The 15,657-nt window shown below is 70.7% G+C and carries 15 protein-coding genes; all 15 read left to right on the top strand.

The genetic code is table 11. The features are described 5' to 3' along the window. Positions 1–374 precede the first annotated feature (374 nt). The 15 genes from ABZ260_RS29895 to ABZ260_RS29965 all read left to right on the top strand — a co-directional run bounded on the left by ABZ260_RS29895 (position 375) and on the right by ABZ260_RS29965 (position 15,551). A complete protein-coding gene (locus tag ABZ260_RS29895; protein ID WP_355558819.1) occupies positions 375–1,118 on the top strand; it encodes a GntR family transcriptional regulator in 744 nt (247 codons plus the stop codon). A gap of 121 nt (positions 1,119–1,239) precedes the next feature. Then, entirely contained in the window at positions 1,240–2,211 is a 972-nt protein-coding gene (locus tag ABZ260_RS29900; protein WP_355624524.1) for a Gfo/Idh/MocA family oxidoreductase, read from the top strand. After that, on the top strand, positions 2,208–3,044 hold the full coding sequence (locus ABZ260_RS29905) for a TIM barrel protein (protein WP_355624526.1): 837 nt from the start codon (positions 2,208–2,210) through the stop codon (positions 3,042–3,044). Before ABZ260_RS29900 ends, ABZ260_RS29905 begins: the two co-directional genes overlap by 4 nt. After that, on the top strand, positions 3,041–4,012 hold the full coding sequence (iolC, locus tag ABZ260_RS29910; RefSeq protein WP_355624528.1) for a 5-dehydro-2-deoxygluconokinase: 972 nt from the start codon (positions 3,041–3,043) through the stop codon (positions 4,010–4,012). Before ABZ260_RS29905 ends, iolC begins: the two co-directional genes overlap by 4 nt. Continuing rightward, entirely contained in the window at positions 4,005–4,886 is an 882-nt protein-coding gene (locus ABZ260_RS29915; RefSeq protein WP_355624530.1) for a deoxyribose-phosphate aldolase, read from the top strand. Before iolC ends, ABZ260_RS29915 begins: the two co-directional genes overlap by 8 nt. Further along, positions 4,883–5,731, top strand: coding sequence for a 5-deoxy-glucuronate isomerase (gene iolB, locus ABZ260_RS29920; protein ID WP_355624532.1), 849 nt, complete (start codon positions 4,883–4,885; stop codon positions 5,729–5,731). Before ABZ260_RS29915 ends, iolB begins: the two co-directional genes overlap by 4 nt. Further along, the gene (iolD, locus tag ABZ260_RS29925; protein WP_355624534.1) at positions 5,728–7,566 is read left to right on the top strand and encodes a 3D-(3,5/4)-trihydroxycyclohexane-1,2-dione acylhydrolase (decyclizing); all 1,839 of its coding nucleotides are present in this window, start codon (positions 5,728–5,730) and stop codon (positions 7,564–7,566) included. The genes iolB and iolD overlap by 4 nt, the downstream gene beginning before the upstream one ends. After that, positions 7,566–8,546, top strand: a complete 981-nt coding sequence (locus ABZ260_RS29930; RefSeq protein ID WP_355624536.1) for an inorganic phosphate transporter — start codon at positions 7,566–7,568, stop codon at positions 8,544–8,546. Before iolD ends, ABZ260_RS29930 begins: the two co-directional genes overlap by 1 nt. A 5-nt stretch (positions 8,547–8,551) precedes the next feature. Continuing rightward, a complete protein-coding gene (locus tag ABZ260_RS29935; protein ID WP_355624538.1) occupies positions 8,552–9,202 on the top strand; it encodes a DUF47 family protein in 651 nt (216 codons plus the stop codon). Between the two features lie 59 nt (positions 9,203–9,261). Continuing rightward, positions 9,262–11,088, top strand: coding sequence for an iron ABC transporter permease (locus ABZ260_RS29940; RefSeq protein ID WP_355558844.1), 1,827 nt, complete (start codon positions 9,262–9,264; stop codon positions 11,086–11,088). Next, positions 11,089–12,189, top strand: a complete 1,101-nt coding sequence (locus tag ABZ260_RS29945) for an ABC transporter ATP-binding protein (protein WP_355624540.1) — start codon at positions 11,089–11,091, stop codon at positions 12,187–12,189. Continuing rightward, a complete protein-coding gene (locus ABZ260_RS29950) occupies positions 12,186–12,950 on the top strand; it encodes an HAD family hydrolase (RefSeq protein ID WP_355624542.1) in 765 nt (254 codons plus the stop codon). Before ABZ260_RS29945 ends, ABZ260_RS29950 begins: the two co-directional genes overlap by 4 nt. Then, positions 12,941–13,744, top strand: coding sequence for an inositol monophosphatase (locus tag ABZ260_RS29955; protein WP_355624544.1), 804 nt, complete (start codon positions 12,941–12,943; stop codon positions 13,742–13,744). The genes ABZ260_RS29950 and ABZ260_RS29955 overlap by 10 nt, the downstream gene beginning before the upstream one ends. Then, positions 13,741–14,520, top strand: coding sequence for a Cof-type HAD-IIB family hydrolase (locus ABZ260_RS29960; protein ID WP_355624546.1), 780 nt, complete (start codon positions 13,741–13,743; stop codon positions 14,518–14,520). Before ABZ260_RS29955 ends, ABZ260_RS29960 begins: the two co-directional genes overlap by 4 nt. Positions 14,521–14,693: 173 nt before the next feature. Further along, entirely contained in the window at positions 14,694–15,551 is an 858-nt protein-coding gene (locus tag ABZ260_RS29965; RefSeq protein WP_355624548.1) for a hypothetical protein, read from the top strand. The last annotated feature ends 106 nt before the right edge of the window (positions 15,552–15,657 follow it).

The raw sequence follows: 15,657 nt of genomic DNA on the forward strand, positions 1-15,657 counted from the left end.
ATCCAAATTTCCATACGTCTTCCTTCGTGCTCGGACAGCGGGCGAAAAGAGGAACCCACCGCGGAAAACGTAGTGGAGCGATACCTCGGACCGGGGAGCCGCGGCGGCAAGCGCCAGCAGCGCCATAGAGATGATCTTCCTGGTACGCCTCACGGTAGCGTCACTCCTCTTGCCCATCGGGGTCGTAGGCGCCGCCCAGAGCCCCGACTCGGCGCCGCGATGGGCTCAACAATGAACATCACGTGAACAGCTTGTCAAGACATTCTTACCTTGATGAGGTGTCCGACATATTCTCGTTATCGGACGGGCGGCCCGGCGAGCCGGCCTGAGTCGACCATTGGTCAGGACATTCTGACGTCAGATACCATTTGACCGTGACTGCGACGAGATTGGACATCGACCTCGATCGGTCGAGCCCTGTCCCCCTGTACTTCCAGGTGGCCGAGCGGATCGCGGAGGCGATCCAGACAGGCGAGCTGCTACCGGGATCCCGGCTCGACAACGAGATTCAGCTCGCCGACCAGCTGGGGCTTTCGCGCCCGACCATCCGCCAGGCCATCCAGTACCTCGTCGACAAGGGGCTGCTGGTCCGCAAGCGTGGCGTCGGCACCCAGGTCGTACACGGCCAGGTCAAGAGGGCGGTCGAGCTCACCAGTCTCTACGACGACCTGCGCAGGGCAGGGCAGAAGCCGATGACCCGGGTGCTGTCCATCGACACGGTCGCCGCCGAGGAGAGCGTTGCCGACGCCCTCGGGGTCGCGCCGGGCGCCGCGGTGCTCCGGCTGGAGCGGCTCAGATACGCATCCGGGGAGCCCCTCGCCCTGCTGCACAACTGGCTGCCGCTGGGATTGACGCCCCTGTCGGCCGAGGCGCTCGAGGAGCGCGGACTTTATGAGCTGCTGCGCTCGGCCGGCGTCCGGATGCGGGTCGCGAACCAGCGGATCAGCGCCCGTGCCGCCACCCCGGCCGAGGCGCGGCTGCTGAACGAGCGTCGCGCCTGCCCGCTGCTCACCATGGTCCGCACGACCTACGACGACCAGGGCAGGGCTGTGGAGCACGGCTCACACGTCTACCGCGCCTCCCACTACTCCCTCGAGGTCACCCTCGTGGAGCGCTGAGCGCGTCATCCCTTCCGGCTACTCATGGTGATGATGATAGATAGTCAGAATGTCAGGACAAACCATTGACGGTTCACCTGTCGTTCATCTAGAACTGGAGGCCCCTGGACAAGGAGCCACCATGCGTGTGGGTTTGTTAGGTCTTGGCCGTATAGGCGTGTTCCATGCCGCCACCCTCTCGACTCTCGTCGACGACCTTGTCGTCTCCGACATGGATCACGCCAGAGCCGAGGAGGTGGCGGGACGCCTCAAGGTCCGGGTCGGAGATCCCTTCGATGCGGACGCGGTGGTGATCGCGACCCCGACCTCCACTCATGCGGAGGCACTGCTGCGGGCATGTGATCTTGGGGTTCCGGCGTTTTGCGAGAAACCCGCGGCCCCAAGCGTGGCGGAGACCCTGCGGGTCGCCGAAGCGGTCGAGCGTAGCGGCACCGCCGTGCACATTGGCTTCCAGCGGCGCTTCGACGCCGGTTACACCGCCGCACGCGATGCGCTGCGCGGTGACGAGCTCGGCGAGCTGCACCGGGTTCACCTGCTGACCGCCGATCCGAAGCCTCCGGCCGCCGAGTACGTCGCGCTGTCCGGCGGCATCTTCCGTGACTGTCACATCCACGACTTCGACGTCCTGCGCTGGGTCACCGGCCGCGAGGTGGACACCGTCTACGCGACCGGCTCCAACCGGGGCGAGGCGTTCTTCACCGAGGCCGGGGACGTCGACACCAGCGCCGCCCTGATGACCATGGACGACGGCACGCTGGTCACCCTGCAGGGCTCCCGCTACAACGGCGCCGGGTACGACGTGCGGATGGAGCTGGCCGGAACCCGGGCCACCTGGGCGGTGGGACTCGGTGACCGGACCCCGCTGCGTTCGGCCGAGGGCTTCGACCCGGGCGGGGAACCGTGGCCGGACTTCCAGGCCAGGTTCGACGCCGCGTACGTCGCGGAGATGCACGCCTTCCTGGCGATGGCGCGAGGCGAGCGCGAGAGCCCCTGCACGGTCCAGGACGCCCTGGCGGCGCTCTACCTCGCCGAGGCGGCTGATCTGTCGCTTCGCGAGGGACGGCCGATCCACCTCCTGGAGGTGGTGAAGTGAGGATCGCCGCCGCACCGATCTCCTGGGGGGTCTGCGAGGTACCCGGCTGGGGACACCAGCTGTCCGCCGAGCGGGTGCTGGTCGAGATGGCCGAGCTGAGCCTGACGGCCACCGAACTGGGCCCCGACGGCTTCCTGCCCACCGACCCCGGGAGCCGCGCCCACCTCCTCGACCGCTACGGCCTGCGCGCCGTGGGCGGCTTCGTTCCCGTGGTCCTGCACGACCCCGCCCACGACCCGCTGCCGGGCCTGCGGGCCACGCTGGCCTCCTTCGAGGACGAGACGGTAGCCGTCCTGGCCGCCGCCACCGGCGTGGACGGCTACGACACACGCCCCACGCTGGACGCCGGCGGCTGGCGCACGCTCCTGACCAACCTGGAGCGGATCCGCCGCGAGACGGCCCGCCCGGTCACCCTGCACCCGCACGTCGGAACCATGATCGAGACCAGGGAGGAGGTGGACCGGATCCTCGACGGCTGCGGCGTCGCGCTCTGCCTGGACACCGGTCACCTGCTCATCGGCGGCACCGACCCACTGGACCTCGTCCGCAGGGCTCCCGGACGGATCGCCCACGTCCACCTCAAGGACGTCGAGGCGGCCCTCGCCGAGCGGGTCCGGACGGGCGCTCTCACCTACACCCAGGCCGTGAAGGCGGGGATCTACCGTCCGCTCGGCCAAGGTGACGTGGACGTCGCGGGCATCGTCGCCGGTCTGACGGCGGCTGGGTACCCCGGCTGGTACGTGCTGGAGCAGGACGTCATCCTCGGCTCCGAGGACGCGAACCCGATGGAGAACGTCCGCGCGAGCCTGGCCTGTCTCGGAGGCCTCACGTGAGCGTGTCCACCGAGGTGCTGACGATGGGTCGGGTCGGGGTGGACGTCTACCCGCTGCAGGTCGGGGTGTCGCTGCGAGAGGTGGAGACCTTCGGCAAGTACCTGGGCGGCAGCCCGACCAACGTGGCCGTGGCCGCCGCCCGGCTGGGCCGCTCCAGCGCGGTGGTCACCCGGACGGGCGCGGACCCGTTCGGCGCGTTCGTCCATGACGCGCTGCGCGGATACGGTGTCGACGACCGTCACGTCACCGCGGTGCCCGGCCTGCCGACCCCGGTGACGTTCTGCGAGATCCGGCCCCCGGACGACTTCCCGCTGTATTTCTACCGCTACCCCAAGGCCCCCGACCTGGAGATCCTCCCCGAGGAGCTGGACCTGGCGGCGATCGCCTCAGCGGGGGTGTTCTGGACGACCGTGACCGGGCTGTCGGCGGAGCCGTCCTGCGGCGCACACCTGGCCGCCTGGCGGGCCCGGGGACGGGCGCCGTACACGGTGCTGGACCTGGACTACCGGCCGATGTTCTGGCCGGATGCGCAGACGGCCCGAGACCGGGTGCGCGCGGCACTCGGACAGGTCACCGTCGCGGTCGGCAACCTGGAGGAGGCCGAGGTGGCCACCGGCACGCGCAAGCCGCATGAGGCGGGCCGGGCGCTGCTGGAGGCCGGGGTCGAGCTGGCAATCATCAAGCAGGGCCCAGACGGGGTGCTCGGCATGACCTCCACAGAGACGGTGGAGGTGCCGCCAGTGCAGGTCGAGGTGGTCAACGGGCTCGGCGCGGGCGACGCCTTCGGCGGGGCGCTCTGCCACGGCCTGCTGGAGGGCTGGCCGCTGGAACGGGTACTGAGGTTCGCCAACGTGGCCGGGGCGATCGTGGCCGGCCGACTGGCCTGCGCCCCCGCCATGCCCACCGTGGACGAGATCGAGAACGTCCTGTCAGGTGGATTTCCGAAGGGGGACGTCGCGCATGCGTGAAGAGGACTACCGGCGGTTGCTCGACGACCGGGCCTGGCACCCGGAGCGGGTGACCGAGGCGGCCACCAAGCGCAGGCGCAGGCCGTTGCCGGCCGGCCGCGACCAGTTGCTGATCATCGCGGCCGATCACCCGGCGCGGGGCGCGCTCGGCGTCGCCAGCCGGCCGATGGCCATGGAGAGCCGCGCCGGTCTGCTGGATCGGCTCATGACCGCCCTGGCCAGGCCGGGCGTGGACGGGCTGCTGGCCACGCCCGACATCGTCGAGGACCTGCTGCTGCTCGGCGCGCTCGACGACAAGATCGTGATCGGTTCGATGAACCGGGGCGGCGTGCAGGGCTCGGTGTTCGAGTTCGACGACCGCTTCACCGCCTACGACGCCGAGTCGATCGCGGCGATGGGTTTCGACGGCGGCAAGATGCTGTGCAGAATCGCGCTGGAGGACGCTGCGACCGCCGCCACGCTGGCGAGCTGCGGGCACGCCGTCACCCGGCTGGCCAGGCACGGGCTGATGGCGATGATCGAGCCGTTCTGGTCCAGGCGGATCGACGGTGTGGTGAGGCACGACCTGTCACCGGAGGCGATGATCCATGCCATCAGCGTCAGCCAGGGGCTCGGCGCGACCTCCGCCCGTACCTGGCTGAAGGTCCCGGTGATCGAAGGGATGGAGCGGGTCATGGAGGCCACGACGCTGCCGACCCTGCTCCTTGGAGGTGATCCCGACAAGGCGCCCGACCAGGTCTTCAACTCCTGGAGCAAGGCGCTGCGGCTGCCCGGCGTGCGTGGCCTGGTCGTCGGCCGGGCACTGCTCTACCCGCCCGGCGACGACGTGGTGGCGGCCGTGGACACCGCGGCGAGACTGCTGGAGTCGTCATGACGTACATCCCTTACGGCACCGCCGCCTCGCCCCCGTGGGCGGTGGAGATCACTCCTGAGTCGGCAGGCTGGACGTACGCCGGCCTGCGGATCGTGGATCTGCCGGACCACCCGGTGTCCTTCTCCACAGGTCAGGAGGAGATGCTGGTCCTGCCGTTGTCGGGCTCATGCGAGGTCGCCGCGGACGGTCTGCGGCTGTCGCTGTCCGGGCGCACCTCGGTCTTCGCCGCGGTCACCGACTTCGCCTACCTGCCGATCAAGACGTCCGCGGTGATCACTGGCCACGGCCGCATCGCGCTCCCCGCAGCCCGGGCGACCCGCCGGTTTCCCGTCCGCTACGGCCCGGCGGACCGAGTCCCGGTGGAGGCACGCGGCGCCGGGCAGGCCAGCCGCCAGGTCAACAACTTCTGCGCCCCCGACGCCTTCGACTGCGACAAGCTCGTCGCGGTCGAGGTGCTCACCCCCGGCGGGAACTGGTCGTCCTACCCGCCGCACAAGCACGACACGGCCTCCGAGCACGAGGCCGTACTGGAGGAGATCTACTACTTCGAGGGCGGCCCCGGCTACCAGCGGGTGTACGGCACGCACGACACCCTGGCCGAGGTGAGCGGCGGCGACGTGGTGCTCGTCCCACACGGTTACCACGGTCCCTCGATGGCCGCCCCCGGCTACGACCTGTACTACCTGAACGTGCTGGCCGGACCCGCCGAGCAGCGGTCCATGGCCTTCTGCGACGACCCCCGGCACGCGTGGATCCGCTCCTCCTGGGCGGACCAGCCGGTCGACCCCCGCGTGTCGTGTCGCGTCGCGGACGCCGGGAGCGGATTACCTGGAGGTACTTCATGAGGCTCACGGTGGCTCAGGCACTGGTGCGGTTCCTGGCGAACCAGTGGGCGGAGCGTGACGGCGTCGAGCAGCGGCTGATCGCGGGTGTCTTCGGCATCTTCGGCCACGGTAACGTGGCGGGCGTCGGCCAGGCCCTGGCCGAGCAGGGCGCGGGCACCGGCGACGCGCTGCCGTACTACCTGGCCCGCAACGAGCAGGCCATGGTGCACACCGCCGTCGGTTACGCCCGCACGCGCGACCGGTTGTCCACCTTCGCCTGCACCACCTCCGTCGGCCCCGGCGCCACCAACCTGGTCACCGGCGCGGCGCTGGCCACGATCAACCGCCTCCCGGTGCTGCTGTTGCCCGGTGACGTCTTCGCCACCCGGGTCGCCAACCCGGTACTGCAGGAGCTGGAGGACCCGCGCTCCTACGACGTGACGGTCAACGACGCGTTGCGTCCGGTCTGCCGTTTCTTCGATCGGATCAACCGGCCCGAGCAGCTGCCGTCCGCCCTCCTGGCCGCGATGCGGGTATTGACCGACCCGGCCGAGACCGGCGCGGTCACCCTGGCACTCCCCCAGGACGTGCAGGCCGAGGCCTGCGACTGGCCCGAGGAGCTGTTCGCCCGGCGGGTCTGGCACGTGGCCCGGCCGGTGCCTGAGCCCGCCGCGCTGGCCAGGGCGCTCGAACTGATCCGCAGCTCGCGCAGACCGCTGATCGTCGCCGGAGGCGGGGTCGTCTACAGCCGGGCCTGCGCGGAACTGGCCCGCTTCGCCGAGAACCACGGCGTGCCGGTGGCCGAGACCCAGGCGGGCAAGGGCACACTGCCGTACGACCACCCGTGCGCGGTCGGCGCGGTCGGCCACACCGGCACCGCCGCCGCCAACGCCCTGGCCAGGGAGGCGGACCTGGTCATCGGCGTCGGGACCCGCTACAGCGACTTCACCACCGCCTCCCGGACCCTCTTCGGCCGGGCCCGGTTCCTCAACGTCAACGTCACCGCCTTCGACGCGGCCAAGAACTCCGGTGCGATGCTCGTCGCCGATGCCCGCGAGGCCCTGCGTGCCCTTGACCAGGCGGACTGGCGGGCCGACCCCGAGTGGACCCGTCAGGCGGCCGCCCTGGCCGTCGGCTGGCAGGCCGAGATCAGCCGGACCTACGCCGGGACGGAGCTGACCCAGCCGGTCGTGCTCGGCATCCTCAACGAGATCGCCGAGGACGGCGTGGTCGTCAACGCGGCCGGGTCCATGCCGGGCGACCTGCACCGGCTGTGGCGGGCCCGCGATCCCAAGGGCTACCACGTGGAGTACGGCTACTCCTGCATGGGTTATGAGATCGCCGGAGGGCTCGGGGTGAAGCTCGCGGCCCCGGAGCGCGAGGTGTTCGTGCTGGTCGGCGACGGCTCCTACCTGATGATGGCCCAGGAGATCACCACCGCCGTGCAGGAGGGCGTCAAGCTCGTGATCGTCCTGGTGGACAACCACGGCTTCGCCTCGATCGGCGACCTCAGCGAGTCGGTGGGGGCCCTGCGCCTGGGCACCGCCTACCGGATGCGCGGCTCGGGAGGGAGGCTGGACGGCGACCGGCTCCCTGTGGACCTGGCGGCCAACGCGGCCAGTCTCGGCGCCGATGTGCTGCGCGCCGGTGATCCGGAGGCGCTGCGGGCCGCGCTGGTCAAGGCGGTGGCGTCCGCGCGCACCACGGTCGTCTACGTCGAGACCGCCCCCGGCGGCGGACCCGGCGCCCAGGCCTGGTGGGACGTCCCGATCGCCGAGGTGTCGGAACTGGCCCAGACCCAGGCCGCGCGTGAACACTACGACGAGGCCAAACGCGATCAGCGGCCCTACCTGTGATGGGGTGGACGCCGGCATTCGCCGTGGTGGCGATCCTCTTCGTGCTGATCAGCGGAGCCAACGACGGAGCCACCCTGATCGGGCTGGGGCTCAGATTCCCCCGCTCGCCGGGATGGGCGATCGCCGCGCTTCTCATGGTGGCGCTCTTCGCCGGGCCGTACGTGCTGGGGGTCTCGGTCGCGCGGACCTTCACCGAGGGGCTGGCGGGGCTCGGCACGAGCGGCGGAGCGACGGCGTTCCTGGCGGGGGTGATGACCGCGGTGATCGTGGTCGCGGTGCTGACCGGCAAGGGACTGCCGACCAGCCTGACTCTCGCGGTGATCGGCGGCATCGCCGGTGCGGGGCTCGGTGCGGGGCTGCCGGTGTCGTGGCAGGGCCTGGGCGCCGTCCTGGCCGTCGGGGCCGGCGCCCCCCTGGTCGGCCTGATCCTGGGCCACCTGCTGGGAACCCTGTCGCGCCGGGTGCCGTCCTATCGCCGGATGCCCCGCCTCGTGCTCACCGCCCATCTGCTGGCCTACGCGGCCCAGTGCGTGGCCTATGCGGTGAACGACGGCCAGAAGATGATCGCGGTGGTCAGCGTCGCGGTGGACGTGGGCCGCGACGGACTGGGCGGGGTCGGCCCCGTCGAGGTCCCGCCGGTGTGGATGGCCGTCCTGGTGGCGCTGTTCCTCGCCGGATCCCTGACCAGTCTCACCCGCGTGGGAGAGCGGCTGGGGCGCGGCCTGGTCATCACCCGGCCGTTGTACATCGTCTCGGCCGAGACGGCGGCCACCGGGGCCGTCCTGGGCAGCTCGATCCTGGGAAGCCCGGTGAGCATGACCCAGTCGATCACGGCCGGGGTCGTCGGCGTGGCGGCGAGCGAAGGAGCCAGGAGGGTGCGATGGCAGAGCGTCGTGAACATGGGTACAGCGTGGCTGGTCACGCTGCCGTCCTCGATGGCCCTGGGCTGCCTGGCCGGACTCGCGCTGAGGCTGCTGTGAGCGGCATGGGCGGTCGCGCCCGGCGGTTCACGCGGGCCTGGGACGACCTTCGCGGCCGGTCCGGACGGCGGGTCGTCGACCTGGTCCGCAGCCAGGTCGCCGTCGCCCGTGCGGGAGCCGTACTGGCCCGCTCGACCGCCTCCGGCACGATCGAGCGATCGGCCGCGCGCACCCAGATGGCCCAGGTGGAACACGAGGGCGACGCGGCGCGGGCCGAACTCGTGCGGGTCCTACGGCGGATGCTCGCGACTCCCATCGACCGGGAGGACCTGTTCCGGCTCTCCCGCTCGGTCGACGACGTGCTGGACCATCTGCGTGACTACGTGCGCGAGGCCGACCTGTTCGGACCGGAGGACCTGGTGTTCGCGGTCGAGCCGCTGCAGGCGGTGATCGACGGTCTCGACGAGCTGGAGGACGCCGTGCTGAAGATGATCGACGACCCGGGCTCGGTCACCGTGGCCGTGCTGGCCACGCGCAAGGCCTGCAGCCGGGTCCGCCAGCTCTACCAGACCCGGCTCACCGAGCTGTTCGCCGGGCCGCTGGAGATGGACACCCTGCGCGGACGCGAGCTGCTGTCGCGCCTGGACGCTGTGGGCCGGCGGCTGGGCGAGGCCGCCGACGCCCTCGCCGACGCGATGCTCAAGCGAAGCCACTGAGGAAGCTGACGGACCACGCACCGCGCCGGTCCTTGTGAACCCCCCTGAAGGAAGTACCCATGGCTCTTCTCACCAAGGCGGAAACGCCGCCACCTCCCCCGAGGCGGCGCAGGCTGGTGTACCGGCTCCGCGTGCTGCGCCACGATCCGACCGCCGCGCTCGGGCTGATCCTCGTCATCCTGCTCGCCTACCTCGTCGTGGCGCCGCTGATCGCGGTGCTGTCGGACGCCTTCCGCCTGCAGTACGGCGACGACGTGCACGCCGGGCAGCAGCCGGGCGAATGGACCGGCTACTACCTGTGGCGGGTGTTCCGCTCCCAGATCAGCGGCCTGCTGTTCTGGGAGCCGCTGCTCAACACGCTGGTGATCGCGGTGGGCACCACGCTGTTCGCGCTGGTCCTCGGGGGCGGCATGGCGTGGCTGGTGACCAGGACCAACGTGCCGGGGCGCAGGTGGCTCGCCGGCGCCCTGGTGGTCCCCTACATGCTGCCGTCGTGGACCTTCTCCCTGGCCTGGCTGTCACTGTTCAAGAACGAGCGCGCCGCCGGGCAGGTCGGGTTCCTGCAGGCCCAGGGCATCCGGACACCCGACTGGCTCGCCTACGGCGCGGTACCGATCATCATCACCCTGGGGCTGCACTACTACCCGTTCGTGCTGCTCCTGGTCGGGAACGCGCTGCGCCGCATCGACGCGCAACTGGAGGACTCCGCGCGGATCCTCGGCGCCCCGCAGCGGACCGTCATCCGGCGGATCGTGGTGCCGCTGATGCTCCCGGCGCTGTCCTCGGCCGTGCTGCTGGTGGTCGGCCGGGTGCTCGGCACGTTCGGCACGCCCTACGTGCTCGGCCTGCCGGCCGACTACCGGGTGCTGTCCACCGGGCTGTTCCAGTCGATCCGCGACCGCAGCACCGGCGTGGCCTCCGTACTCGCCACCGTCATCGTGATCATCGGGGTGCTGATCGTTCTCGTCGACACCCGGATGATGCGCGAGCACCGCCGGTTCGTCACCGTGGGCGGCAAGGGGGCGATGGACCGGCTGGGCGATCTGCGCCGCTGGCGCTGGCCCGCCTTCGCGCTCGGCCTGGTGGTCTTCGCGGTGAGCGTTCTCGTCCCGGTCCTGACGCTTCTGGTCTCCACGGTCACCCGGACGCCCCTGGACCTGTCGACCTTCACCCTTGACTACTGGTTCGCCGAACGGCTGCCCGGAGCGGTCGGCTTCCCACACGGCGTCTTCCGCGGTTCCGAGCTGTGGGAGGCGGCGTGGAACTCGCTGCGCATCGTCGGCCTGGCCTCGCTGATCTGCGCGGTCGCCGGCCTGCTGATCGGGTACGTGGTGGTGCGCGGGACGGCTCCACGCGTCGCCGCGTTCCTCCGCCAGGTCTCCTTCCTGCCCTACCTCATCCCCGGCATCGCGTTCGCGGCCGCCTCGCTGTCGCTGTTCGCCGTCGCCAGGGGGCCGATTCCCGCGCTGTACGGGACGACGTTCCTGCTGATCCTGGTGATGGCCGTGACGCACCTGCCGTACAGCTCACGCTCGGGCATCGCGGCGATGATGCAACTCGGCCGCGAACCGGAGGAGGCCGCGCAGATCGCCGGCGCCTCCTGGTGGCAGCGGATGCGGCGGATCATCTTCCCGATCCAGAAGGGCGCCCTCGTCACCGGAATCGTGCTGCCGTTCATCTCCGGGCTCAAGGAGCTGAGCATCGTCATCATGCTGACCACCACCGGGACGCAGCTCCTCACGACCCTGTCGATCGGCCTCGTGGACTACGGATACACCCAGCTCGCCAACGCGGTCGTGCTCGTGATCGCCTTGGTCTCCTTCACCATGACCTACCTGACCCAGCGCCTGACCAAGAGCAGCCTGGCGTCCGGCCTAGGAGGATAGATGCCGAACATCACCCTGAGCGGAATCGCCAAGAGCTACGGCGGTGGCGACTACGCCGTGAAGAACCTCGACCTGACCGTCCCCGATGGCGCGTTCATGTGCCTGCTGGGCCCCTCCGGCTGCGGCAAGACGACCACGCTGCGGATGATCGCCGGACTTGAGCAGCCGAGCGCGGGCACCATCGCCGTCGGTGACAGGGTCCTCGACTCCGTCGAGCAGGGACTCTACGTCCCGCCGGAGAAGCGCGGCATGGGGCTGGTCTTCCAGAACTACGCGCTCTGGCCCCATCTGTCGGTGCGCGAGAACGTCGAGTTCGGCCTGCGCATGCGGAAGGTGCCCGGTCCCGAGCGGCGGGCAAAGGCGGAGGCGGCGCTGAAGATGGTCCACGTCGACGCCGCCATGGACCGCTACCCCTCCCAGCTGTCCGGCGGCCAGCAGCAGCGCGTCGCGCTGGCCAGGATGCTGGCGATCAACCCCACGGTGCTGCTGCTCGACGAGCCGCTGTCCAACCTCGACGCCCGGCTCCGCCTGGAGATGCGCGCCGAGCTCAAACGCATCCACGAGGAGTCCGGCGCGACGATCGTCTTCGTCACCCACGACCAGCTGGAGGCGCTCACGATGGCCACCGACGTCGCGGTCATGAACGACGGCGAGCTGCAGCAGCTGGCCGCCCCGATGGAGATGTACGCCAGGCCCGCCAACCGGTTCGTCGCCGAGTTCGTCGGCAGCCCGCCGATGGCGATCGTCGAGGTCGGCCCCTCTCCCACCGGCCTGGCCGGATCGCTGACGCGCTTCGTCGAGTCCCGCGCCGGGCAGGGCACCGCCCCCGCCGCCGTCGGCATCCGCCCCGAGGCACTGCGCCTCGGCTCGCCACCCGACTCCGCCTGGTGCGAGGAGGCCACGGTCGAAGCCGTGCTGCCGGCCGGTTCCTCCTGGACCGTACGGCTGCGCGTCCTGGACACCGAGCTGTACGCGCTCTCCTACACGCTGGTCGAGGCCGCCGCCGGCGAGGTGCTGACCTGCTGGACCGACCAGATGCACCTGTTCGGTGCGGACGGTGTCCGGATCTCCTCCTGGGACAGGATGGGGGTCGGCGCGTGATCCGGCCCAAGGCGTTGCTGCTGGACTTCGGCGGGGTGATCGTGGAGACCTCCCGGCGCCCGTCGTGGGCGGCCGAACTCGCAGTGGAGGTGCACGGCCTCCTCACCAGGGCGGGCTTCGACAGTCTCAGCCTCGACGATGTGGAGAGCGACATCCGGGCCGGCGCGCGCGCCGACAAGTACTGGAAGGACTCCACCTCCCGTCAGTTCGCCCCGGCGGAGATGACGCACCGCGGGTTCTGGGCCGACTTCGTCGCGGGTGACTGGCCGGAGCAGGCCCGCTCGCTGGTGATCGCCGAGGCGACACCGCTCTGCAGGCGGATGGGCGAGCTGCGCAGCGACCGCAAGACCCGGCCCGCGCTGCGGGAGCTCCTGGCCGCCTGCTGGGCGCACGGTGTCACGCCTGCGGTCGTCAGCAACGCGCTGTGCGGAGCCGTCCATCGCGACTACATGGCCCTCAGCGGCCTCGACCGCCAGGTGGCGGTGCAGGTCTACAGCGACGAGGTCGGCGTCCGCAAACCCAATCCGGAGATGATCTGGATCGCCTGCCGGGCACTGGGCGTTGACCCCGCGGAGGCCTGGTACGTCGGCGACAACTACGACCGCGACGTGGTCTGCGGGGCCCGCGCCGGGGTGGGGGCCACCATCCTGATGGTCTCCCGGAGCACCGACGAGATCCCCTACAAGGTGCGCCAGAGCCCTCAGGCGACAGTCGATGACCCGCACGACCTTCTGAACCTCCTGGAGGAGACATGGACCTGAACACCTCGCGTGATTTGGCCGCCATCGCGGTCGAGGCGGCCAGAGCGGTCGGCGACCGGCTCAGGGAGGCCTTCCGCTCCCGGCCCGAGGTGAAGACCAAGCGCGACTTCCACGACCCGGTGACCGAGCACGACAAGGCGGCCGAGGAGCGTATCCGCGAGGTCCTGGACCGGCTGTGCCCGGGCAGCGTCGTGGTGGGAGAGGAGGACGGCGTCCGAGGTGAAGGCGACATCAGCTGGTACGTCGACCCCATCGACGGCACCGCGAACTTCGCCGCCGGCCTGCCGTTCTTCTGCACCTCCATCGGGGCGGTCGTGGACGGCGAGGTGGTGGCGGGCGTCATCTACGACCCCGTCCGCGACGACGAGTTCACCACCTCACTCGGCGGGGCCTTCTACAACGGCGCGCCGATCCGCAGCGCCGGAGCCGGTACGGACCGGGAGGCGGTGCTGCTGTCGAGCTACCCCTCCCCACGCGACCTGGCCGCGGAGGGAGAGGTGGCGCTGCACCGCTTCGCCCGGATGGTCAACGCCTTCGCCACCACGCGCCGCCCGGGAAGCGCGGCGCTGAAGCTGGCGCACATCGCCGCCGGGTGGTCCGACGTCGCGTACGGCACGTACGTCAACGCCTGGGACGTGGCGGCCGGCTCGCTCCTGGTGGAGCAGGCCGGGGGCGTCTACATCCCGCTGTCCGGCAGTATCTTCACACCTGGCGGCTACCTCGCCTGCGTGGGCGGCTTCGATCTCGCGGGCTCGGTCATGGCCGAGGTCTCCACGGTGAGGGAGGCCCTGTGATCCGCTGGATCGTCACCGATCTGGACGGGACCCTCGTCGGACGGGACCTGGCCATGGTGCCCGCCGGCCGGGACGCGCTGCGCCGTTTTCTCGCCGCAGGCGGAGAGGTGGTCATCGCGACCGGGCGGATGGAACAGTCGGCCCTCCGCTACTACGAGGAACTGGGCCTCACCGGGGCGGCGATCCTCTACAACGGCGCCCGGACCGTGGACCTCGGCACGGGAACCGTGCTGCGCTCCCGCCACCTGCCGCCGGACGCGTGGAAGGCGCTGCTCGACCTGTTCGGCAGGCTGCCGGAGGGCGTCTATCCGGTGGCGTTCTCCGGCGGCGAGGCGCTGGCGGTCCACGACGTGCCCGAACTGCGGGACTACGCCCGCAGGGACGGGATCACGCTGCGCGACCCGGGTGACTGGTCCGCGCTGCCCCCCGGCGAGGTCATCAAGTGCATGCTGATCGGTGACCCGCTGCCTGATCTGGACATCCCGGGGACGATCACCGTCCGCTCCGAGGCCACCTATCTGGAAGTGCTGCCCGAGGGCGCCACCAAGGGCGCCGCGCTCCGCGAGCTGGCCGCCTCCCGGGGCGTACCGCTGGAGCAGATCGCGGCCGTCGGCGACAACCCCAACGACATCGACATGATCACGACAGCCGGACTCGGGGCCGCGGTCGGCGACGGCCACCCGCAGGTCCGGGCGGTGGCTGACATCGTGGTCGGAGCCTGCGCGGACGGAGCCGTCGCCGACGTGGTGAAACTGGCCCTCGGCTCTTATACGTAGGTTGTGAAATCGAGTCTCGAACCGCGGGTGCCGATTGGTCACCCGTCCTGGTCGAGCCCCATGCCGATCCCCCTCCAGGACGTCGCCCAGCCGATCATGCCGTCGATGCCGAGCCAGGTGACCCGGGCCTGCTCGGCGCCGGCACGGCGACTTCGCAGCAGTCCCGGCCGGACGTGTTCCCCGGCCTGAAGCGGGACCTGGTCGCCTACTACGACTTCGAGCACCCCACTCCCGGGAACGCCGCGCGGGAGCAGGACCAGGGCCGTTCGGGAACGGACATCGACCTCGTCAACGGCGGCGCCTCGATGCGCGTGCCGGACGGCGCCCATCGGGGGAGCCGGTCCTCGCTGCAGACACGGCAGGTCAACCCTGCCCTCGCCGGCAACGACGACTGGAAGGCCGGCGTCTACTCGGAGACCGGGGTGCCCACCCTGAACGCCTTCAACGGCGCGAAGGGGACCACGATCATGGGGTGGTTCAAGATGACCGGCTCGAACCCGGGCCTCAACTCCAACACGCCGGCCCCGGACGACCGGTACAACGCGGTCGGGCTGGCGGGCGTCCTCACCGGCACCTCCCAGGGGCACGACGTCCGAGCCCTGCTCGAAGTGATCAACGTGTCGGGAGAGCTGCGGGTGGTCGCGCTCGGCAGGCGCGTGGACGGCGGCAGGTCCCAGACGTTCGCCGCGAGCGAGCCCTGGCAGAGCGTGCTACCGCTCGACGAGTGGGTGTTCCTCGCCGCGACGTTCGACTTCGACGAGGGCACCATGGCGCTGTACAAGAACGGGCGGCCGCTCGACGGGTTCTACACGCTCTCGGACGATCCGTGGGGTGTCTCGGGGCCGCCGGAGCCGGACCTCACCTCGGCGACGGACCCCAGGGGCATCAAGATCGGCGGTAGTTTCCCGCAGAACACCCGGGAGCAGAACCCGTGCGACTGCCGGCTCGACAGCCTGATGTTCCTCGACCGGTCCGTGACCGGCAAAGAGGTCTTCCAGCAGTATCGCTGGGCCACCAGGCACCGCCCCTGACCGGCCCCCGGGCGGATGCGGGCCACGGCGGCCTCGATGCCGATCTTGTCGATGGTCTTGACGGCTCTGGCGCTGAGCGTCAGCCGTACGAAGCGACCCTCGGTGG

Origin of the sequence: Streptosporangium sp. NPDC006013 (assembly GCF_040614275.1) — a bacterium.
Lineage (GTDB): Bacteria > Actinomycetota > Actinomycetes > Streptosporangiales > Streptosporangiaceae > Streptosporangium.